We start from the raw sequence: 20,929 nt of genomic DNA, 5'->3' as shown, positions 1-20,929 counted from the left end.
GGCGTCGTTCACCACGACCGCGGCGCCCCGGCCGGCCAGCGCGGTCGCGTAGGCGAGGCCGAGGCCGCGGCCTGCCCCGGTGACCACCGCGACCTTCCCGGTCAGGTCCATGTCGGGTTCCTCCCTGTTGTTCATGCCGACTGGAAGCTCAGCGGGACGCGGTGGGTGCCCCACTCCGCCCAGCGGGCCATCTCGATCTCCCCCGCGACGCTGAAGTCGCTGGTCCTGGCGAGCAGCTCGGCCACCGTCGTGCGCAGCATCAGGCGCGCGAGCGGTGCGCCAGGGCAGGAGTGGATACCGGCGCCGAACGCGATCGAGCGACGCAGTTCCGGCCGGTCGAGCACGAAGCTCTCGCCGTCGCCGAACACGGTCTCGTCCCGGTTGGCCGAGGTGTAGACGAGCGCGATCGGCTCGTCCTCGCGGATCAGCCTGCCGCCGATCTCGACGTCGTGGCGTGCCGTGCGGGACATGCCGCGGTAGGGCGTGTAGAGCCGCAGGTACTCCTCGACGGCCGCGTCGATCCGGTCCGGCTCGGCACGCAGCATCCGCTGGAGATCCTTGTGCTGGGCCAGGTGGGCGAGCATGGTGCCGATGAAGACGCTGGGCGCGACCATGCCGGTGACCAGCAGCTGGCGCACGCAGCCGTGCACCAGCTCCGGTGGCAGCGGCTCGCCGTCGTGGGTCTCGGCGAGCAGCGCGGTGGTGAGGTCGTCTTCGGCCGCCCAGCCGTCGGACCTGCGGGCCTCGATCACCTCGGCGGCGATGTCGTAGAGCACCCGGGACAGCCGCTTCACGTTCTCGTCGTCAACGACCTGGATGGCGGCCACGTACTCGGCGCTGATCTGCTTGATCCGCGCCGACAGGTGCAGCGGCACGTGGAAGAACTCGGCGAACACGTGTGCGGGGAACACCTGGGCGTAGTCGGCGGCCACGTCGCCGATGCCCGCGTCGATGAGCGGCTGGAGCACGGCAGCGCAGTGCTCGCGCACCTTCGGCGCCAGCTCCGCGACCTTGCGCTGGGTCAGCGCGCGGTTGATCACGCGGCGGTAGACCGTGTGTTCCGGCGGGTCGAAGTGCAGTGGCGGGCGGCGGCCGGTGAAGGCGAACTTCGGCACCACGTTCTGCACCGACGTGGTGAACGTGTCGGTGTCGGTCAGCACGCGGAGCACGTCCTCGTGGCGGAACAGCGCCCAGAACCCGCCATAGGTGGTGCTGTGCGCGACCGGGCACTCGGTGCGCATCCGCCGGTAGGTCTCGTGCGCGCTGGTGAACGTCTCCGCCGCGAGCGGGTCGAAGTCGTGGTCACTCGATCCCATCCAAGCCCCCTCTCTTTATTCGACGGATAGATCACCACTAGAAACAACAAGTGTCAAGTATTGTGCCGGACATGCCCGACAGCGACGATTTCGACCCCCTCGCCCCCGAGACCTTCGACAGCTCGCACGAGGTCTACCGCGACCTGCGGGCCCGCTGCCCGGTCGCGCACACGTCGGCGTACGGCGGCTTCTGGGCGCTCACCCGCTACGCCGACGTGAAGGCGGCCGCGGGGGACCCCGGCCTGTTCATCTCGTCGGTCCGCGCCGTCGTGCCTAGCGACCCGCGCGGGATCCGGCGGCCACCGCTGAACTTCGACGCGCCGGCACACACCCCGTTCCGCAAGGCGCTCGAGCGCACCCTGCACCGGCGCAGGCTCGCGGCACTCGAACCCGTGCTCACCGAGCACGCGGCCCGCGAACTGGCGCCGCTGCTGGCCGAGGGCGGCGGGGACATCGCCGCGCAGTTCGGCAGCACCTACCCGGCGTTCGTGGCGGCCGAGTGGCTCAACCTGCCCGCCGAGCAGGTCCGCCACCTCGCGGCCACCGCCGCCGCCTGGATCGCCGCGTGGCGAAAGCAGGACGGTGACCTGGTCACCGAGAAGAGCAACGAGATGTACCGGATGGCCCGCGAGCTGGTCGCCGACCGCAAGCAGTCACCACGCGACCCCGAACAGGACCCGGCCAGCTCCCTGCTGTCGGAGACCTATGACGGAGAGCCACTGTCCGACGACCTGGTCGTCGGCGCGTTGCGTCAGTCGCTCGTCGTCGGGCTGGTCGCCCCGCCCCTGCTCATCGGTGGGATCTGCGTGCACCTGTCCCGCGACCGCGAGTTGCAGGACCGGCTACGGGCCGAGCCGGACCTCATCCCGGCGGCACTCGAGGAGTTCCTGCGCCTCTACACGCCCTACCGCGGGTTCGCGCGGACCGTCTCGGACGACGTCGAGCTGCACGGCAGGCGGATCCGGCCAGGCGAGCCCGTCACGCTGGTGTACGCGTCGGCCAACCGGGACGAGAGCGTGTTCGACGAACCCGACACCTTTCGTCTCGACCGCCCGAACATCGGTCAACACCTGGCATTCGGGCGTGGCCCGCACCGCTGCGCCGGGATGGCACTCGCCAGGCTGTCCCTTCGGGTGGCGCTGACCGAGCTGCTGGCCAGGACCAGCCACTTCACGCTGGCGGGCGACATCGAGCCGACCCGCATGCCCGAGCTGGGCGCACAGCGGGTGCCGCTGCGGATCGTCGCACGCCCAGCGTGAGGGGCCACGCACGCCACGCGACCAGCTCAGCAAGCTCTTGACACTTCTTTGTATCAGCGTCAATGTATGTGACCTGACACGCAGTGCAGGCCCAGTTCGCCAAGGAGCAATGATGGCTCTACGCACCAGATTCGGGGCCGCGCTGGCGGCCGTCGCCCTCCTCGGCCTGACCGCCTGCGGTGGCGGCGGCGACGGCGAGGCGGCCGCCGACGAGGCCGCGAAGGCGGGCAACAAGGCGCTGGCCGACCTCATCACGAAAGCACGCGAGGAAGGCGGTGTCACCTTCTACTCGGTACCGCCGGAGGACGTGGCCCAGGCGCTCGCCGACGCGTTCACCGAGAAGTACGGCATCGACGCGAGCTTCGTCCGGCTCACCGCCGCGCCCCTTGCCCAGCGGTTCTCCGCCGAGGCGGAGGCAGGCAAGCCGGGCGCGGACATGATCATGGTGTCGAACTCCCCCTTCTACGCCGACGGCGTCGCCAAGGACTGGCTGACCCCGCTGCCGGACGCGGAGATCCCCGACTACCCGGCCGGGCTGCCTGAGGACTTCGTGCTCGCCGACCCGGGCACCGCCGTGGTGCAGGTGCAGCCGTCCGGCTTCGGCTACAACACCGACGAGGTGTCGCAGGCCGATGCCCCGAAGGACTGGCCCGACCTGCTCGACCCGAAGTGGAAGGGCAAGATCCTCATGGCGAACCCGAAGTCCTCACCGGCCTATGTGGACTTCTGGTACATGATCGAGCAAGAGTATGGCATCGACTACCTCGAAGACCTCGGCGAGCAGGTCGCCCGCTTCTACGACGGCACGGTGCCGCTCACGGAGGCGATGGCGGCGGGTGAGGGCGCGATCACCGTGCCGAACGTGACCTCGGCCGTGCAGCCGGTCAAGGACAAGGGCGCCCCGGTCGCCATCAACGTCCCGGACCTCACCAACGGCCCCGAGATCGTCGCCGGGATCGCGACCGAGGCGGAGCACCCGAACGCGGCCCGGCTGTTCACCCACTTCGTGCTGTCCGAGGAGGGCAACAAGATCCTCAACAGCCAGCCTGGATCGGTGTCGCCGTACGACAAGGCCAAGATGCCCGCCAAGTTCACCCGCGTCTCCCACGCGGACGCCGCCAAGTTGGAGAAGGAGATCCTCGGTGCCCTCGGTGCCGACTGACCTGCGACCCGTCCCTCGGTCCACCGACCGGCCGGCCCGCCGTCCCCGGCGACGGCCGGTCTCGGCCTTCGGCAAGGTCAGCATCGGGATCGCCGTCCTGTTCGCGGCCCTCGCGCTCTACCCGCTCGGCGCCGTGGTGCACCGCCTCCTGTTCTCCGGCGGCAGCCTGGACCTCGGCCCGATCCGGGAGACGCTCGCCGAGCCGGGGCTGGTGGCGCTGTTGGTCAACACCATCGTGGTGGTCGTCGCCAGCACCGCCATCGCACTGGTGATCGGCACCGTGCTCGCGTGGGTCAACGAGCGCACCGACGCGCGGATGGGCGTGCTCACCGACGCGTTGCCGATGGTGCCCTTCCTGCTGCCGCCGGTCGCGGGCGCGATCGGCTGGGTTCTGCTGCTCTCCCCCCGCGCGGGCTACCTCAACAGCGTGCTGCGGGACCTGCTCGGGGCGGTCGGGATCACCATGACCGAGGGGCCGTTCGACATCTACTCCTGGTACGGCCTGATCGGTGTCTACACGATCTACCAGGTGCCCTACGCGTTCATGCTCGCCTCCGCCGGGCTGCGCAACCTCGACCCCAGCCTGGAGGAGCAGAGCCGGGTCAGCGGCGCCGGTCCACTCAGGACACTGCGCAAGGTCACGATGCCCGGCGTGCAGCCGAGTCTCGCGGGAGCGGTGCTGCTGATGCTGTGGAGCGGCTTCGGGCTGTTCTCCATCCCCGCGGTCATCGGCACCGGCGCGGACATCGACATCCTGTCCGTGCGGATCGTGGAGTCGCTCGCCGAGTACCCGTCCCGAACCGGGGTCGCGGTGGGGCTGAGCCTGATCGTCGTCGTGTTCGTCGCGCTCGCGTGGTGGGCGCAGCGGTTGGTCGTGGGCCGGGGCAGGCACGCCACGGTGGGCGGCAAGGGGCAGCGGGTGAGCCGGATCCGGCTCGGCCGGTGGCGCGGCCCGGTACGCGCGCTCATGGTGCTGTACCTGGTGGTGACGACCGTGCTACCCCTGGTCGCCCTCCTGATCGTCTCGCTGACCGGGTTCTGGACCACGAAGATCAACTGGGGCGCGCTGGGCTTCGACGCGTTGCGCAGGGCGATCATCGACGACTCCACCACCCAGGAGGCGCTGCTCAACAGCCTCGGGCTCGGCCTGCTCGGTGCCACCATCGGCATCGGCGTGGCGGCCGTCGTCGCCTTGTACGTGAGCAAGGCGGGCAGGCTCGGCCGGTTCCTCGACGGCGCGATCAAGTTCCCCTCGACGCTGTCGCACATCGTGCTCGCCGTCGGGTTCGTGCTCGCGCTGGCCGGTCCGCCGTTCGAACTGGGCGGCACGCTCACGATCCTGCTGCTCGCCTACCTCGCGCTGTACCTGCCGCAGGCGGCGGTCGCGGCCGACGCCGCCGTGGCACAGGTCGGCGGTGAGCTGCCCGAGGCGTCCCGGGTCGGCGGTGCTGGCGAGGCACGCACGTTCCGGCGCGTCTACCTGCCGCTGATGCTGCCCGGGCTGATCACCGGCTGGGCACTGCTGTTCGTCCGGATGATCGGCGACCTCACCGCGTCGTCGATCCTCGCGGGGACCGGCAACCCGGTGGTGGGCTTCCGGATCCTCGAGATCTACCAGAACGGCTCGTACGCCACGCTCGCCGCACTGTCCACTGTGCTCACGGTGATCAGCTGTGCTGTCGTGCTCGTGGTCATGGTGCTGAGCAGGCGGAGCGCGCGGTGGAGCACACCGACGACCCCGACAGGAGCGAGATGACACTCATGGCACAGGACTCCGCCACCCGCCCCGTTCCGGACGGCGCGGAGCCCGTGGTCCGGGTCAGCGGCCTGTCCAAGGCGTTCCGCCGCGCCGACGGCACGATCGCGAACGCGGTCGACGACGTGTCCATCGACGTGCGGTCCGGCGAGTTCCTCGTGCTGCTCGGACCGAGCGGGTGCGGCAAGACGACGTTGCTGCGCATCATCGCCGGGCTGGAGCGCGCCGACGCGGGCAGCGTCTCGTTGCGCGGGCAGGAGGTGTTCTCGGCTTCGCGTGGCATCGATCTGCCACCCGAGCGGCGCAGGCTCTCCATGATCTTCCAGTCCTACGCGCTGTGGCCGCACATGACCGCGTACGACAACATCGCGTACCCGCTGCGCAACGCCCGCCCTCGGCCCGGCAGGGCCACTGTGGACCGCCGGGTGCGCGAGGTGCTGGAGATGGTGGGCACGCCGGAGCTGGCGCGGCAGTATCCGAACCAGATGAGCGGCGGGCAGCAGCAGCGGATCGCGCTCGCCCGCGCCATCGTCGGCGGCGACGACCTGGTGCTGTTCGACGAGCCGCTGTCCAACGTGGACGCGAAGGTGCGGGAGCAGCTGCGGCTGGAGCTGCTGTCGATGCAGCGGGAGCTGGGGTTCGCGGCCGTGTACGTGACCCACGACCAGACCGAGGCGATGGAGCTCGCGCACCGCATCGCGGTGATGGGCCAGGGCAGCGTGCGGCAGCTGGCCGACCCGGCGACGATCTACCGCCGGCCGGTCTCCCGCTACGTCGCGAACTTCGTGGGCACCAGCAACGAGCTCACCGGCACGGTGACCCGGCACGACGACCGGACCACGACGCTGTCGACCGACCTCGGTGAGGTGACCGGCGTGCGCGCCGACCTCGCGGTCGGTACCGAGGCCGTGGCATTGTTCCGGCCGGAACGGACGCGGCTCGGGGACACAGCTGGTGACAACGCCTGGCCCGTGACGGTGACGGCGGTGCTGTTCCTTGGCGCGCATACGGAGACTCTTGCGAAGGCGGGTGAGCAGTCGTTCCGCTTGCTGGGCGACCATGATGTGGCGCAGGGTGAGTCGGCGACCGTGACCGTCCGCGCGGAGGACGTACTGATCCTCCCGACTTGACCCAAGGCCCTTCGGGGCCGTCCCTACCGGTCGTCGACCTCGATGACGAGTGCGCCCGCGGTGTCGCCCGCCGCGCAGCCGGTGAACAGGCCCCGGCCGCCGCCTCGGGTGCGTAGTGCCTCGATCAGCTCCACCACGGCACGCAGTCCGGTCGGCCCCTGTGGGTGCCCGTACACGAGGCTGGAGCCGTACGGGTTCATGTCCTCGAGGGGGAACCCGGTCTGCCGGTGGAAGTAGAGGTCGTTGACCGCGAACGGGTTGTGCGTGGTGACCACGTCGATGTCCTCGATGGCCAGCCCCGCGTCCGTGAGCGCGGCGTTGGCGGCCGGGACCGGCGCCTTCGGCATCCTGGCGGGCTCGACCCTCGCGAACGCCACGGCCAGGATCCTCGCCACCCCACCGCCGAGCGCCCGCGCCGCGTCCACAGTGGACAGTACGACCCCCGCGGTGCCATCGCCGGGGTGGGTCTGCGAGCCGTAGGTGACCACGCCGCCCGGCGTGACCGGCGCCAGCTTCGCGAGGCCCTCCTGCGTGGCCGGGTGCACGCCGACGTCCTCGGCCACCACCGTGTGTCCCTTGCGGCCGGGGACGTGCACCTCGACCAGGTAGCGCCCCTGCTCGGCCAGCGCCGACCGGTACTGCTCGTGGCGCAGCAGCGTCACGTCGTCCAGCTCCTGGCGGGTGAAGTCCTCGTCGGCGGCGACGTTCTCGGCCGTGGCGAGCATCGAGTCGCCGGTCGTCGGGTCGGTGCCCATGGGGTCGAGCACCCAGTGCTCGGTGCGTGGCGCGCCGCCTGGGCGGACGGGTGACGGGTAGACCATGAGCGGGCCGTTGCTGGTGCGGTCGGCGGCGACGGCGAGAACCGTGCGGTGCGCGCCCAGCTGGACCTGCACGGCCGCGGCCTGCAGCACGGCGGCCGACGTGGCACATGCCTGCGAGATGACCGGCCCGGTCACCGAGGGCATGCCGAGGCGCGGTGCGACGGAGGTGACCCCGTAGAACCCGGTCTCCTGCGGCACGGTCGTGCCCAGGACGGCGTGTGTGACCTCGGCGGGGTCGAACCCGCGCGCGGACAGTGCCCGGCCGGTGACGTCCACGGCCAGGTCGATGCTCGACAGTTCCGACAGCGGCCCCTGCCACCGGGTGAACGGCGACGACCAGCCCAGTCCCAGTGGTACGGCCACGTTGTCCAGTCTCATGCCACCCCCTCGCCCGCTGCGTGGCGCCGGAACGCTCCGCAGGCTCCGCTCCTCCAGCGCCCTCCGCGGACGCGCGGGCGGCATGAACATTGATGATTCGTTCCGCAAGCTCCACTCATGAAGTCCTCCTCGACTCGTGCGGCGCGGTGAGCGTGGTCTGCCAGAGCTGCCGGATGCGGCGCTTGTCGAACTTGCCGGTGGCGGTCAGCGGGAGGTCGTCGACGAACTCGACCAGCTCCGGCACCCACCAGCCGGCCACCCGCCCGCGCAGGTGGTCCCGCAGCTCCCCCGCGGTCACGTCGCCGGTCGCGACGACCAGCGCGGCGGGCCGTTCGACCCACTCCGGGTGCGGCACCGCGATGACCGCGGCCCGCGCGACCCCGGGATGGTCCATGAGGTGGTTCTCCAGCTCGATCGAGCTGATCCACTCGCCACCGGACTTGATGAGGTCCTTCGTGCGGTCCAGCACCCGCAGGTAGCCGTCGGCGTCGACGGTGCCGACGTCGCCGGTGCGCAGCCAGCCGTCACGGAACCGGGTCTCGTTGCTGTCGTCGTCGGGGCGGTGGTAGGACTCGGTGACCCACGGGCCACGCACCTCGACCTCCCCGGCCGACACCCCGTCGGACGGCAGCGGGGTGCCGTCGTCGCCGACCACCCGCAGCTCGACGCCGGGCGTGGTGAGCCCCTGGGTGGCGTGCAGGGCGTGCCGCTGTTCCTCCGGCAGGCCCTCGAGCCGGGCGCGGACGTTGGTGAGGTTGCCGGACGGGGACATCTCGGTCATGCCCCAGCCCTGCTGCATCCGCACGCCGCGGCGGTGGTAGCGCGCGACGAGGTCGAGCGGGATCGCCGAGCCACCGCACAGGATCCGTTCCAGGCCACCGAGATCGGCGTCGGCGAGCTGGTCGACGGCCAGCCAGAACGTCGGCACCCCCGCGGCCATGGTCACGCCCTCGCCACGCACCAGGTCCACGATGGCCCTCGGGCTCGTGTCCTGGCCCGCGAGCACCAGCGACGCCCCGGCGAGCGCGGCCGCGTACGGCAGGCCCCACGCGGTGGCGTGGAACAGGGGCGTGAGCGGGAGGAGCACGTCGCGTTCCCGGACCGCGAACGAGTCGGCGAACAGCGCGCTCATCGCGTGCAGGGTGAGCGAGCGGTGGGTGTAGACGACGCCCTTCGGGTTGCCGGTGGTGCCGCTGGTGTAGCAGAGGCAGGCGGCGGCCCACTCGTCCGGCTCGGCCTGCTCGTCGTCGGGTGCGGCGGCCAGCAGCTCCTCGTAGTCGACGGCGTCGGAGAAGCCGGGGTGCGGCGCCGTGCCGTCCGGCATCACCACGTACCGGTCCACACCGGACAGCAACGGCCTGATCTCCGCGAGCCGGTGGGTGAGCGAGGCGTCGACGAAGATCACCCGGTCCTCCGCGTGGCCCGCGATCCACGCGATCTGCTCGCCGAACAGCCGCACGTTGAGCGGCTGCAACACCGCGCCGGACAGCGGCACGCCGTACATCAGTTCCAGGTGGGGCAGGCGGTTCCACGAGAACGTGCCGACCCGCTCCCCCGGCGCCACCCCGAGCGACGGCAGCGCGGCGGCGAGCCTGCGGGCCCGCCGCGCCACCTCCGGCCACGTGCGGGTCGTACTGCCCGCCGGGTCGACGCCGACGAGCCGGGCGTGGGTGCCGAAGGCCGCACCGCGCCGCAGCACCATCGCGAGCGACAGCGGCATCCGTCCCATCGTGCCCTGCACGCGTGCCCCCTCAGTACCGGTAGATCGTGTTGGCCCGCGGCGCCTCGCGCGGCCCGTACGGCGCGATGTCCAGCCAGTGCCCGAGCTTCTCGTCGGCCGAGGCACCCTCGGCGGCGGCCCGCTGCCTCGCGAGCACCTCGTCGTCGGGTCGCAGGTGTTCGAGCGACACCCCGGCCGCGTCGCGGTTGAACAGGGCGGCGCGACGACGCGAGATGGCGAAGTCCTCGACCGCGGCCACCGCGCGGGCCCGGACCGGGGTGGACAGCGCGAGGTGCACCGCGGTGGCGGCCGCGTCGGCGTCCGGCACACCCGAGTTCAGGCCCCGTGCACCGAACGGGGCGAACAGGTGCGCCGCCTCGCCGACGAGCAGGACCCTGCGGTGCGAGTCGGCGAAGTCGTCCGCGACCACCTGCAGGAACTGGTACGACGACGCCCACGTGACCCGCTCGGCGTACGCGGGTGGCATGACCGCACGCATCCAGTCGCGCAGGCCGTCGCCCTGGCGCAGCTCCTCCGGGTCGTCGGTGTCGTGCAGCTGAAGGTCGACGCGCCAGCCACCGGCGAACGGCACCAGCAGCACGTTGCGGCCGTCGACGGCCGGGTGGCCGTAGTGGAAGACCCGTTCGACCGGCAGCGGGTCGGCCGGGTCCTCCTCGGTGTCGACGACGATGTACCAGCCCTCGGACCGGTTGCCGTCCATGACCGTGCCCACGGCCTTGCGCACCGAGGAGCTCGCGCCGTCGGCGGCGATGACATAGTCGGCCCGCCACCGCGCACCGGCGGCGGTCTCGAGCACCACACCGTCCGGCGTGGACTCGACGGCGGTCACGGCGTTGTTCCAGGCGAACTCGACGCCTGCCTCCTTGCACGCGGCCAACAGGTGCCGCTCGGTGTCCACCTGCGGCAGGCTCGTGAAGTGCGGCAGACTGCCCGGCGCGGGTGGTGCGTAGCCGCGGTGGAAGACCTCGCGGCCCTCGTAGAAGGTGCGCTTGGTGTGCCACAGGACGCCGTGGGCGGCGAGCGTGGCCGCGAGGCCGGGGCACGACCGGTCCAGCACGCCGAGGGTGACGCCGTGCACGAAGATCGCCCGGCTGCCGGGTCGCAGCCGGTCCTGCGCGCCGGCCTCCAGTACGGTCACCGACCGCCCCAGCGACCGCAAAGCCAGCGCGGCGGTCATGCCGACCGGTCCGGCGCCGACCACGAGCGCCTCGTGCCTGTCCCCTGTCACGAACCCACCTCTTTCTCGCCTGCCGGTTGTCCGAGCACGATCACCGCGTCCAGCGCGACGGGGCCGTCCCGCGTCAACCGCAACGGGTTGATCTCCACCTCGGCGATGTCGTCGTAGTGCAGCAACAGCGCGGCCACCGACCGGATCGCGGCCGCGACCGCGGCCCGGTCGACCGGTGCCGCGCCTCGGTACCCGGCCAGCAACGCCTTCGGCAGTGCCGCGACCATGTCCTCGGCGTCCACCTCGGACAACGGGGCCAGCCGCAGGACCGGGTCGGGGGCCAGCTCGACGCCGACCCCGCCGATGCCGAGCAGCACGGCGGGCCCGAACGCGGCGTCGCGCGTGCCGCCGACGATCAGCTCCTGGCCGGGCGGGGCCTGGCGCTCCACGAGGTAGCGGGCGGCCCGGCCGAACCCGTCCAGCGCGTCGTCGAGGTCGGCGGCGGTGCGCACCCCGATCCGGACACCGCCCACCTCGGACTTGTGGGTGAGCGCGGCGTCGCGGATCTTGACCACGACCGGGCCGCCGAGCGTGTCGAGCGCGCGATGGGCGTCCGCCCGGCTGTCACACGCGAACCGCTGCGGCACCGTCAGCCCGAACCCGGCGAGCAGCTCCTTGGCGCGGTCCTCGTCGACGGGTTCGCCCAGACGTCGCCGGGCCGGAGGGCAGGCGTCGGCGCGGTGGCCGATGCGATGCGCGGCGGCCGCGTCGGCGACGAGCGCGGACATCGCCCGCGCGAGCCGGTCGGGTGACCGGAACAGCGGCACGGCCAGCCCGGCCTGCCGGGTGTCGAGCACCTCGGCAGGGCCGCCGCTCGCGACGAGCACCGGGACGGTGCCCCCCACGGCACGCACGGTGGCGGCGAGGTCGAGCGCGTCCGGCTCGTCGAGCGCGTAGACGGCGAGTGCGTCGATGCCGGGATCGGCGGCGACCGTGGCCGCGATCTCCGGGAAGGTGTCCGACGGCCGCCCGGTGTCGACCGGGTTGTCCTGATAGGTCAGCGGCGGGAGCAACTCCCCCACCCGGTCGCGGCTCGCCGGGGTCAGCGCGGGCACCGACACCCCCTCGGCGTGCAGCGCGTCCGCGATGATCAACCCGGGACCGGCCTGGCCGGTCAGCACCCCCACCCCGGGACGGGCGGTGGCCGGGATGCGGCAGACGGCGAGGGCCCGCAGCGCGTCCACCAGCTCGGTCGGGTCGTCCACGACGACCGCGCCCGCCTGCACGAGCGCGGCGCGGGTGAGGGCGAACGGTCCGGTGATGGCGCCGGTGTGCGAGCGGGCGAAGTCGCCGACGTCGGTGCGGCCGACCTTCAGCGCGACGACCGGCTTCCTGGCCGCGGCCCGCGCCACGGCGTCCACGAGCCCTCGTCCGTCGGACACGCCCTCGACGTGCAGGCCGATGACGGCGGTCTCGTCGTCGGCGGCGAGGTGGTCGAGCACGTCGGCGAACCCGACGTCCACGGCGTTGCCGAGGCCGACGCCGAGCCGGACCCCCAGCCCCTCGGCGGCCGCGAGGAAGCAGAGCGCGAGGTTGACGCCGCCGCTCTGCGCGAGGATCGCCGCGGGACCGGGACGCAGGCCGGCGACGCTCGGCACGAACGTGGCGAACACGCCGTCGCGGGGGTTCACGTAGCCGGAGGTGTTGGGGCCGAGCAGCCGGATGCCGTGTTCGCGGACGATGGCGGTGACGGTGTCCTGCAGCGCGGCGCCGTCGGCGCCCGCCTCGGCGAAGCCACCGGAGCACACGATCGCGGCGGGCACGCCCGCCTTGCCGCAGTCGGTCAGCACGCCGGGGACCGCCCGGGGCGGGACGGTGAGCACCGCGAGGTCGACCGGCGCGCCGATGTCGGTGACGGCCGGGTACGCCCGCCTGCCCGCGATATGACCACCCGCCGGGTTGACCGGGTACAGGTCACCGGCGAACCCGGACAGCGTCCGGGTCAGCGCGTAGCCCGCCTTGCCTGGCGAGTCGCTCGCGCCGACGACGGCGATGCCGCGTGGGTGGAACAGAGGACCGAGATGCACCCGCCGAGTATTGCTATCTGCGCGATGCTCGTCAATAAGAGTGTCATACGTCATCGTCGACCAGAGCGGCTTCTCGGTGGCTGTCGGACAGCAACTCCGGCTATATCGGGAGGTGACGCGATCAAGTAACGCAGTTTGCTTGACGAACGTACCGATGCATGTGTCATATTTGGCCGATGCGGAACAGGTGTCGATGGGGACTCGCGTCCGTGACAGTGGGGGTCGCGCTCGTCGCGACCGCCTGTGGTGCGGGCCCCGAACCAACAACGGCGTCGGCCGAACCGAGCACAGGTGGCGATGCCACGATCGTGCTCGGCGTCGACGCGGCACGCGGGCTCGATCCCGCTGCCCTCTTCAACCTCACCCCGTCCGGGGATGCCAACCGGATGTCGGCGATCTTCGACGTGCTGTTCGCGGCCGACGCGGCCACCGGCGAGGTCACCCCTGGCATCGGCGAGAGCATCACCCCGGACGCCGACGGTCGCGTGTGGACGATGAAGCTCCACGCCGGGGTGAGTTTCTCCGACGGCACCCCGTTCGACGCGGCGGCCGTGCGGTACAACTACGAGCGGATCGCCGACCCCGCGACGAAGTCCCCGCTCGCCGGGCTGGTCGAGGGCGTCACGTTCGCGGCGGCCGACGAGCGCACGCTCACGATCACGCTGCCGGAGCCCAACAACCAGTTCGACCGGACGCTCGCCCTCAACCTGACCCACATCGGCTCCCCGGCCGCCCTGCGCGCCGACCCGGCCGCGTTCGCGGAGAAACCGGTCGGCGCGGGCCCGTTCGTGCTGAAGGAGTGGGTGCGCGACGACCACATGACCCTGGCGCGCAACCCGGACTACTACCAGGAGGGCAGGCCCTACCTGGACAGCGTGACGTTCAAGGTCATCGCCGACCCGGTGCAGCGGATCAACGCGGTGACCACGGGTCAGGCGCAGGCCGCCGTGCCCGGCTCCGAGCTGTCGTTCGCCCAGCGCGCGGAAGGCTCCGGCCTCGCGGTCACGCGCGCGGAGGCGGGCGGCGGGCCGACGATGATGTTCAACACCGCCCGTGCCCCGTTCGACGACGTCCGCGCCCGCCGCGCGGTCGCGCTCGCCATCGACGGCAAGGACATGGCCGCCGTCGTGGATCCCGGTTCGTCGGCGCCGGACAGCCTCTACGGCCCCGGATCGCCGTTCCATCCGGACAAGCGCGTCCTCCCCGAGTACGACAAGGACGAGGCGCAGCGGCTGTTCAGCGAACTGGCCGCCGACGGCAAGCCCGCGCGGTTCACGGTCAGCATGCCGGCGAGCGGGTTCTTCCGCCGCACCGCCGAGTACCTGCAGAGCAGGCTGAGCCAGTTCAGCGACGTCGAGGTCGCCATCGAGGTGCTCGACAACGCGTCGCTGGACCGGAAGGTGTTCCAGGCAAAGGACTTCGACCTCTCCGCACAGATCGTGCCGGTCCCTGACCCGGAACCCAACCTGCACAAGCTGCTGCACAGCGACGGGCAGACGAACTACATGAGCTACTCCTCGCCCGAGATGGACGAGGCGCTCGACGCCGGGCGGCAGAGCACCGACGATGCCACCCGCGCGGAGGCGTACGCGGAGGTCGAACGCCTGGTGGCGCAGGAGGTGCCGATCCTGCCGTTCCGCAACCAGGCCGGCTACACGGTGCACAGCAAGGACCTGGTCGGCCTGTCACTGCACGGCGACGGGTGCCTGCGCTACGACCGGCTCGGGCTCGCGGGCTGAGCGCATGAGCGTTCCCACCCTGGAGTCCCCGGCCGGGACCGCGACGCCTGCCGGGCGCCGGTCCCGGCCGGGGGTGCCGCTGGTCCGAGGGCTCCTCCGGCTCCTCGCCGTGCTCCTGCTGGTCACCCTCGCCGCGACCGCGCTGGTCGACCTCATCCCCGGCTCCCCTGCCGCGGCGATCCTCGGCCCCACCGCCACCCCGGACCAGGTCGCCGCGCTGGACGCCGAGTACGGGTTCGACCGGCCGTTTCCCACCCGCTACCTCGACTGGCTCGGCAGCGCGCTCACCGGCGATCTCGGCAACTCGATCCAGTCCAGGCAGCCGGTCCTGGACACGATCCTGGCCCGGCTGCCGGTCACACTGGAGATCACGCTGCTGGCACTCGCGATCTCCCTGCTGATCGCCGTGCCGCTGGCCGTCTACAGCGGGTACCGGGCGGGTGGGCGGTTCGACCGGTTCGTGTCGGCCACCTCGTCGGCGCTGCTCGCGGTCCCCGTGTTCGTCGCCGCCGTCGTGCTGATCTACCTGCTGGCCGTGGAGTTGCGCTGGTTCCCGGTCAGCGGCTGGTCCCCGCTGTCGGAAGGGCTCACCGACAACCTGCGTCACGCACTGCTGCCCGCGATCGCGCTCGCCGTCGGCGAGCTGCCCGCGTTCCTGCGGCTGCTGCGCGGTGACGTGGCGACCACCATGCGGGAGGACTTCGTCCGCACCGCCACCGCCCGCGGTCTGCCGCCGCGCTACATCCTCTTCCGGCACGTGCTGCGGCCGTCGTCGCTGTCACTCGTGACCGTCGCCGGGGTCGCGCTCGGCCGCCTGCTCGCGGGGTCGATCGTCGTAGAGAGCCTGTTCGCGCTGCCCGGGCTCGGCGGGCTGGCCATCCAGTCCGTGCCCGCCAAGGACATCCCGACCGTGCAGGGGCTCGTGGTGCTCGTCGCGGTCGGGTACGTGCTCGTCAACGCCGCGGTGGACGCCTGTTACGCCGTGCTCGACCCGAGGATCAGGGCCCGATGACGCGCACCGGCCTGCTCGCGGTGGGATGGCTGGGGTTGCTGGTGGTGCTGGCACTCACCGCGGACGTGCTGCCCATCGCGGCCTACGACGCGCCGGTCGGTCCGCCCGCGCGGCCACCGTTCTCGGCTTTCCCCGAGTTCCTCGGCACCGACGGGATCGGCCGGTCCGTCCTCTCGCGACTCGTGCACGGCACCCAGATCTCACTGATGGTCGGGCTCGGCGCCACGGTCACCGCGTGCGTGCTCGGCACCCTGCTCGGCCTGCTGTCGGCGTACCGGCGGGGTGCGGTGGAGGAGGTCGTCGGCGTGGTCACCGACACCATCCTCGCGTTCCCGCCGTTGCTGCTCCTGCTCGCGCTGGCCGCCGTGGCGCGCCCCGGCGTCGGGACGCTGGTGGTGAGCCTCGGGCTGCTGTTCCTGCCACCGTTCGCACGGATCGCCCGCGCCACCGCGCTCAGCCAGCTGACCAGGACCTACGTGCTGGCCGCGCGGGCGATGGGCGCGGGCCACGGCAGGCTGCTGTTCCGTGAGCTGCTGCCGAACACGGTGCCGCCGGTCGCGTCGTACGCGGTCGTGATGATGGCGCTGATGATCGTCGTCGAGGGGTCGCTGTCCTTCCTCGGCGTCGGCATCCCGCCACCGGCGCCGAGCTGGGGCGCGATGATCGCCGAGGGCAAGGACTTCCTCTACACCGCGCCCTATCTGGTGCTCGTGCCGTGCGTGGTGATCTTCCTGACCGTGCTGTCGTTCAACACGGTCGGCGAACGCCTTCGTGCGCGGCTGTCCGGCGAGGAGGCGCGATGACCGGGCCGCTGCTGGCCGTGCGCGGCCTGAGCTGCCACATCGACACCGCGGCGGGCACCGTGCGCGCGGTCGAGGACGTGTCGCTGTCGGTCGCACGCGGGCAGGTGCTTGGCGTGGTCGGCGAGTCCGGCTGCGGCAAGTCGACGCTGGTCCGGGCCATCGCGGGCGCGTTCGGGCCCGGCCACCGGGTCACCGGCGAGGTCCTGCTCGACGGCGTCGACCCGGCGACGCTGCCGCCCGCGCGGGCGCGGCGGCTGCGCGGCAAGCGGATCGGCATGGTGTTCCAGGACCCGATGACGGCGCTCAACCCGGTGGTGCCGGTCGGGCGGCAGCTCACCGAGGGCATGCGTCACCACCTCGGCCTCGGCCGGGGCGAAGCACGGGAGCGGGCGGTCGACCTGCTGGCACAGGTGGGTGTGCCGGATCCCGTGCGGCGGCTTTCGCACTACCCGCACCAGTTCTCCGGCGGTCTGCGGCAGCGCGTCACGATCGCGATCGCCCTGTCGTGCGAGCCGGACCTGCTGATCGCCGACGAGGCGACCACCGCGCTCGACGTGACCGTGCAGCGGCAGATCCTCGACCTGCTCGCCGACCTGGCGGGCAAGCGCGGCATGGCGATGATCCTCGTCAGCCACGACCTCGCCGTCGTCGCGGGCCGCGCCGACCACGTCGCGGTCATGTACGGCGGGCGGATCGTCGAGCGGGGTCGTGCGGCCGCCGTGTTCACCACGCCGCGCCACCGCTACACGGAGGCGTTGCTCGCCGCGGTCCCCCGGCTCGACCAGGCGCCGCACAGCCGGTTGCGTGTGATCGCGGGAGCGCCACCCGACCCGTACGACCCGCCGCCTGGCTGTCCGTTCGCCGCCCGGTGCCCGCACGCGGAACCCGGGTGCGGCGCGACGGTGCCCGCACTGTCCGGTGTGGACGGTCACGAACACGCCTGTCTCGTCCCCGTCCCCGTCGCCGCCCAGGAGGTGCGATGACCGAGCCCCTGTTGTCCGTGCGCGACCTCGTCAAGCGGTTCCGGGTCCGCGGCGGGACGGTCGACGCGGTGTCGGGCGTGAGCTTCACCGTCGACCGCGGCCAGACGCTCGGCCTGGTCGGTGAGTCCGGCTGCGGCAAGTCCACCACCGGCCGCGCCGTGCTGCGCCTCCCGCCGCCGGACGCGGGCGAGGTGCGGTTCGCGGGCCAGGACCTCGCCGCCCTCGACCGTGCGGGTCTGCGCGCCACCCGGCGCAAGCTCCAGATGATCTTCCAGGACCCCAGGTCGGCGCTGAACCCGCGCCGCCGCGTCCGCGACATCGTTGGCGAGGGCCTGACGATCGCGGGGCGACCCAAGGACGAGGTCCGTGCCCTGGTCGACGCCGCACTGACCGAGGTCGGTCTCGACCCGGCACGCACCGGGGACCGCAGGCCGGCCGAGTTCTCCGGCGGGCAGTGCCAGCGCATCGCGATCGCCAGGGCCATGGTCGTCGGGCCGGACCTGCTGGTGTGCGACGAGCCGGTGGCCTCGCTGGACGTGTCGGTGCAGGCGCAGGTGCTCAACCTGCTCGAGGACATGAAGGCCGGGCACGGTCTCGCGATGCTGTTCATCTCCCACGACCTGGCCGTGGTGCACAACGTCAGCGACCGGATCGCGGTGATGTACCTCGGCAGGATCGTGGAGACCGGCGACGCGGCGGCCGTGTTCGACTCCCCCGCCCACCCCTACACCCGCGCGCTGCTCGCCTCCGTGCCCGACCCCGAGGCGCCACCGGCGGAGCCCGCGCTGACCGGAGAGGTGCCCTCACCGATGAACCCACCGTCCGGCTGCCGGTTCCGCACCCGCTGCCCGCTCGCCGAACCCGTGTGCGCGGAACGCGTGCCGCAACTGCGTGAGGTCGGCCAGGATCATGCCGCCGCGTGCCACTTCGCATGAGCGGAGCTTGCGGAGCGAATCATCAACACGGCGGAGCTTGCGGAGCGAATCATCGACACGGCGGAACTCGCGGAGCGAATCACCAACACGGCGGAGCAACGGCCGCACTGGGTGCGTTCGTCGCCGGGCTGACCCATGACGCCCTGCCCGACGACGTGGTGGACCGGGTGCTCGCCCATACGCTCGACCACCTTGGCGCGGCACTGCTCGGCGCCACCATGCCGTGGAACGCAGTGGTGCGCCGGTACGCACTCGGCGAGACCCCGGACGGACCGTGCACGATCCTCGGCGCCACCGGGACCGGGCGCCCAGAATGGGCGGCACTCGCGAACGCCACGGCGGGCCACGGTTTCGAGATCGACGACTACGCCCTGCCCGCGCTCGCCCACCCCGGCTGCGTGGTGGTGCCCGCCGCGCTCGCGGTGGCTGAGTCGCGTGGCGCCCGAGGTCACGCCGCGCTCACCGCGCTGGCGGCCGGTTTCGAGGTGGTGCTGCGCCTGGGGCTGGCCACCACGCCGTCGCTCACCTCGGACCGCGGGTTCCATGTCACCGGCGTGCACGGGGTGTTCGGCGCCGCCGCGGTCGCCGGCCGGCTCGCCGGGCTGGACCCGGCCACCATGGCCTCCGCGTTCGGGCTTGCGGCGAGCCAGGCGGGTGGCGTCACCGAATACACGCGCTCCGGCGGTGAGGTGAAGCGGCTGCACGCCGGGCTCGCCGCGATGGGTGGCATCCGCGCGGCACGGCTGGCAGCCGAGGGGTTCCCCGGCCCGCCGACGGCGATCGAGGGCGAACGCGGGCTGCTGCACGCCTTCGTCGCCAACGCCCGCCCCGAAGCACTCACCGACGAGCTGGGTACCGCGTGGCGGGTGCACGGCCTCGCGGTCAAGCGGTTCTGCGTGTGCGCGGGCCTGCACGCCCCGATCGAGGCGGCCGCCGCGCTACGTCCCGGCCTCGACCTGTCCACCGTGGACGAGGTCGTGGTCGGGACGGACGCCGCGACACGCCACCACGTCGGCGCGATCGGCCCCCGGCCGAAGGACATGACCGGCGCGCAGTTCAGCGCCGAACACGCCGTCGCCACCCGGCTCGTGCTCGGCGGCAACGGGCCTGCCGAGTACGCCCGCCTGCGCGCGGCCGGGTTCGACCTGCCGGACGTGACCAGGGTCGCCGAGCGGGTCCGGCTCGAGGTCGACGCGCAGGCCGAGGCCGTGTTCCCCCACCGGCTCCTCGCGCGGGTCACGATCCGGGCCGGTGGCCGTGAGCTGACCGCGCGGGCCGAGGCACGGGGCACCCCCGCCCTGCCGCTGTCCGGTGACGAGGTCCGCGCCAAGTTCACCGGCCTCGCCGCACCCGTCGTCGGTGACCGCACGGCGGCGGCGGTGGTCGCGGCGGTCGACGCGCTGCGTGACGACGGTCCGGTCGACGCGGTCACCGCTCCCCTGCGCCGCACCATCGAGGAGACACCATGACCACGACCCTGTACGCCGTCGGCGACCTCGGCCCCGAACGCGCCGACCCGGCGTCACTGTTCAGCCGGGTCCGGGACACGCTGCGCGGCGGGGACATCGTCTTCGGTCAGCTGGAGATGAACCTGACCCGGCGCGGCACCCGGTTGCCGCAGGCCCGGCACACCGCACGGTGCGACCCACGCGCGGCGCAGGACCTGCGTGACGCCGGCTTCACCGTCCTCTCGTGGGCGGGCAACCACTGCATGGACTGGGGACCCGAGGGCTTCCACGACACCATCGACGCGCTCACGGGAGCCGGTGTCACCGTCGCCGGTGTCGGCGCGGACCTCTCCTCGGCCCGCACGCCACGAATCGTCGAGCACGACGGCACCACGGTCGCGTTCCTGGCCTACTGCAGCATCCTTCCGGCCGGGTACTGGGCCACGGACACCCGGCCGGGCTGCGCACCGCTACGCGCCCACACCTACTACGAGCAGGTCGAACCCGACCAGCCGGGCACCCCGGCCCGCGTGCACACCTACGCGCACCGCGACGACCTTGCCGCACTGCTCGACGACGTGCGAAAGGCACGCGCACTGGCCGACGTGGTGGTGCTGTCGCTGCACTGGGGCGTGCACTTCGTGCCCGCCGTGCTCGCGGACTACCAGCGCGAGGTCGCGCACGCCGCGGTCGACGCGGGTGCGGACCTGATCCTCGGCCACCACGCGCACCTCCTGAAGGGCGTCGAGGTGTACCGCGGCAAGGCGATCTTCTACAGCCTCGGCAACTTCGCGATGGACCTGCCCATGACCGCAGAGCACGCCGCCCGGCCGAGCTTCCGCGAACTGCTGCGCCTGCACCCAGGCTGGGAGCCGGACCTCGGCAGCAGCTACAACTTCCCGCCCGACTCCCGCAAGACGGTCCTCGTCCGCTGCGTGATCGAGGGCGGGCGGATCACGTCGGTCGGCTTCCGGCCCGCCGACATCAGCAGGCAGTCCGTGCCGGAGCTGCTGTCCCCCGAGGACCCCAGGTTCGGCGAGGTGGTCGGCTACCTCGCCGCGGCGGGCACGGACCAGGAACTGGACACGGCCTTCACGGTGGACGGCGACCACGTCCTGGTCGCCGCCCCGGCATGAGCCACTCGTCGCACGACAGCAAACGTAACTCGTGTCGAGCGGACACCAAACTGTA

Annotated in this window: 17 protein-coding genes; 11 read left to right on the top strand and 6 right to left on the bottom strand. The window is 72.3% G+C overall.

The genetic code is table 11. The features are described from left to right. Window positions 1-111 (bottom strand): SDR family NAD(P)-dependent oxidoreductase (locus WBA97_RS05525; RefSeq protein ID WP_424229593.1); only part of this gene is annotated, 111 nt, incomplete at its 3' end. Window positions 112-131: 20 nt separating this feature from the next. Next, window positions 132-1,316 (bottom strand): cytochrome P450, encoded by a 1,185-nt coding sequence (locus tag WBA97_RS05520; protein WP_424229591.1) that lies wholly within the window; start codon window positions 1,314-1,316, stop codon window positions 132-134. A gap of 71 nt (window positions 1,317-1,387) precedes the next feature. On the opposite strand from WBA97_RS05520, the gene WBA97_RS05515 reads away from it, so the two are divergent. The 4 genes from WBA97_RS05515 to WBA97_RS05500 all read left to right on the top strand — a co-directional run bounded on the left by WBA97_RS05515 (window position 1,388) and on the right by WBA97_RS05500 (window position 6,623). Further along, window positions 1,388-2,575 carry a cytochrome P450 gene (locus WBA97_RS05515; protein WP_424229590.1) on the top strand — a complete coding sequence of 396 codons (1,188 nt, stop codon included), beginning with the start codon at window positions 1,388-1,390 and terminating at the stop codon, window positions 2,573-2,575. Between the two features lie 109 nt (window positions 2,576-2,684). Then, window positions 2,685-3,737: an ABC transporter substrate-binding protein gene (locus WBA97_RS05510; protein WP_424229589.1), complete on the top strand. Its 1,053-nt coding sequence runs from the start codon at window positions 2,685-2,687 to the stop codon at window positions 3,735-3,737. Further along, a complete protein-coding gene (locus WBA97_RS05505) occupies window positions 3,718-5,493 on the top strand; it encodes an ABC transporter permease (protein WP_424229588.1) in 1,776 nt (591 codons plus the stop codon). Before WBA97_RS05510 ends, WBA97_RS05505 begins: the two co-directional genes overlap by 20 nt. Next, a complete protein-coding gene (locus WBA97_RS05500) occupies window positions 5,490-6,623 on the top strand; it encodes an ABC transporter ATP-binding protein (RefSeq protein WP_424229587.1) in 1,134 nt (377 codons plus the stop codon). Before WBA97_RS05505 ends, WBA97_RS05500 begins: the two co-directional genes overlap by 4 nt. 23 nt (window positions 6,624-6,646) lie before the next feature. Here WBA97_RS05500 and WBA97_RS05495 read toward each other — a convergent pair whose 3' ends face one another. The 4 genes from WBA97_RS05495 to WBA97_RS05480 all read right to left on the bottom strand — a co-directional run bounded on the left by WBA97_RS05495 (window position 6,647) and on the right by WBA97_RS05480 (window position 12,818). Further along, window positions 6,647-7,822: a thiolase family protein gene (locus tag WBA97_RS05495; protein ID WP_424229586.1), complete on the bottom strand. Its 1,176-nt coding sequence runs from the start codon at window positions 7,820-7,822 to the stop codon at window positions 6,647-6,649. Window positions 7,823-7,937: 115 nt separating this feature from the next. Next, entirely contained in the window at window positions 7,938-9,542 is a 1,605-nt protein-coding gene (locus tag WBA97_RS05490; protein WP_424229585.1) for a long-chain-fatty-acid--CoA ligase, read from the bottom strand. Window positions 9,543-9,573: 31 nt separating this feature from the next. Beyond that, on the bottom strand, window positions 9,574-10,791 hold the full coding sequence (locus WBA97_RS05485) for an FAD-dependent oxidoreductase (RefSeq protein ID WP_424229584.1): 1,218 nt from the start codon (window positions 10,789-10,791) through the stop codon (window positions 9,574-9,576). Then, window positions 10,788-12,818, bottom strand: a complete 2,031-nt coding sequence (locus WBA97_RS05480) for an acetate--CoA ligase family protein (protein WP_424229583.1) — start codon at window positions 12,816-12,818, stop codon at window positions 10,788-10,790. The genes WBA97_RS05485 and WBA97_RS05480 overlap by 4 nt, the downstream gene beginning before the upstream one ends. A 209-nt stretch (window positions 12,819-13,027) precedes the next feature. On the opposite strand from WBA97_RS05480, the gene WBA97_RS05475 reads away from it, so the two are divergent. Genes WBA97_RS05475 through WBA97_RS05445 form a run of 7 tightly spaced genes read left to right on the top strand, consistent with a single transcriptional unit; the run spans window position 13,028 to window position 20,874 of the window. Next, the gene (locus WBA97_RS05475) at window positions 13,028-14,557 is read left to right on the top strand and encodes an ABC transporter substrate-binding protein (RefSeq protein WP_424229582.1); all 1,530 of its coding nucleotides are present in this window, start codon (window positions 13,028-13,030) and stop codon (window positions 14,555-14,557) included. A gap of 4 nt (window positions 14,558-14,561) precedes the next feature. Continuing rightward, on the top strand, window positions 14,562-15,569 hold the full coding sequence (locus WBA97_RS05470; protein ID WP_424229581.1) for an ABC transporter permease: 1,008 nt from the start codon (window positions 14,562-14,564) through the stop codon (window positions 15,567-15,569). Further along, window positions 15,566-16,372 (top strand): ABC transporter permease, encoded by an 807-nt coding sequence (locus tag WBA97_RS05465; RefSeq protein ID WP_424229580.1) that lies wholly within the window; start codon window positions 15,566-15,568, stop codon window positions 16,370-16,372. The genes WBA97_RS05470 and WBA97_RS05465 overlap by 4 nt, the downstream gene beginning before the upstream one ends. Next, on the top strand, window positions 16,369-17,355 hold the full coding sequence (locus tag WBA97_RS05460) for an ABC transporter ATP-binding protein (RefSeq protein ID WP_424229579.1): 987 nt from the start codon (window positions 16,369-16,371) through the stop codon (window positions 17,353-17,355). The genes WBA97_RS05465 and WBA97_RS05460 overlap by 4 nt, the downstream gene beginning before the upstream one ends. Continuing rightward, a complete protein-coding gene (locus WBA97_RS05455; RefSeq protein ID WP_424229578.1) occupies window positions 17,352-18,290 on the top strand; it encodes an ABC transporter ATP-binding protein in 939 nt (312 codons plus the stop codon). Before WBA97_RS05460 ends, WBA97_RS05455 begins: the two co-directional genes overlap by 4 nt. Next, window positions 18,287-19,759, top strand: a complete 1,473-nt coding sequence (locus WBA97_RS05450) for an MmgE/PrpD family protein (protein ID WP_424229592.1) — start codon at window positions 18,287-18,289, stop codon at window positions 19,757-19,759. The genes WBA97_RS05455 and WBA97_RS05450 overlap by 4 nt, the downstream gene beginning before the upstream one ends. Further along, complete coding sequence (locus WBA97_RS05445; RefSeq protein WP_424229577.1) at window positions 19,756-20,874, top strand: CapA family protein; 1,119 nt, start codon at window positions 19,756-19,758, stop codon at window positions 20,872-20,874. The genes WBA97_RS05450 and WBA97_RS05445 overlap by 4 nt, the downstream gene beginning before the upstream one ends. Window positions 20,875-20,929: the final 55 nt, after the last annotated feature.

This window comes from Actinophytocola sp., assembly GCF_049647105.1.
In the GTDB taxonomy this organism is placed as follows: domain Bacteria; phylum Actinomycetota; class Actinomycetes; order Mycobacteriales; family Pseudonocardiaceae; genus Actinophytocola.
Note: the sequence above shows the minus strand (reverse complement) of the source record. Positions and strands in the feature narration are given on the sequence as shown.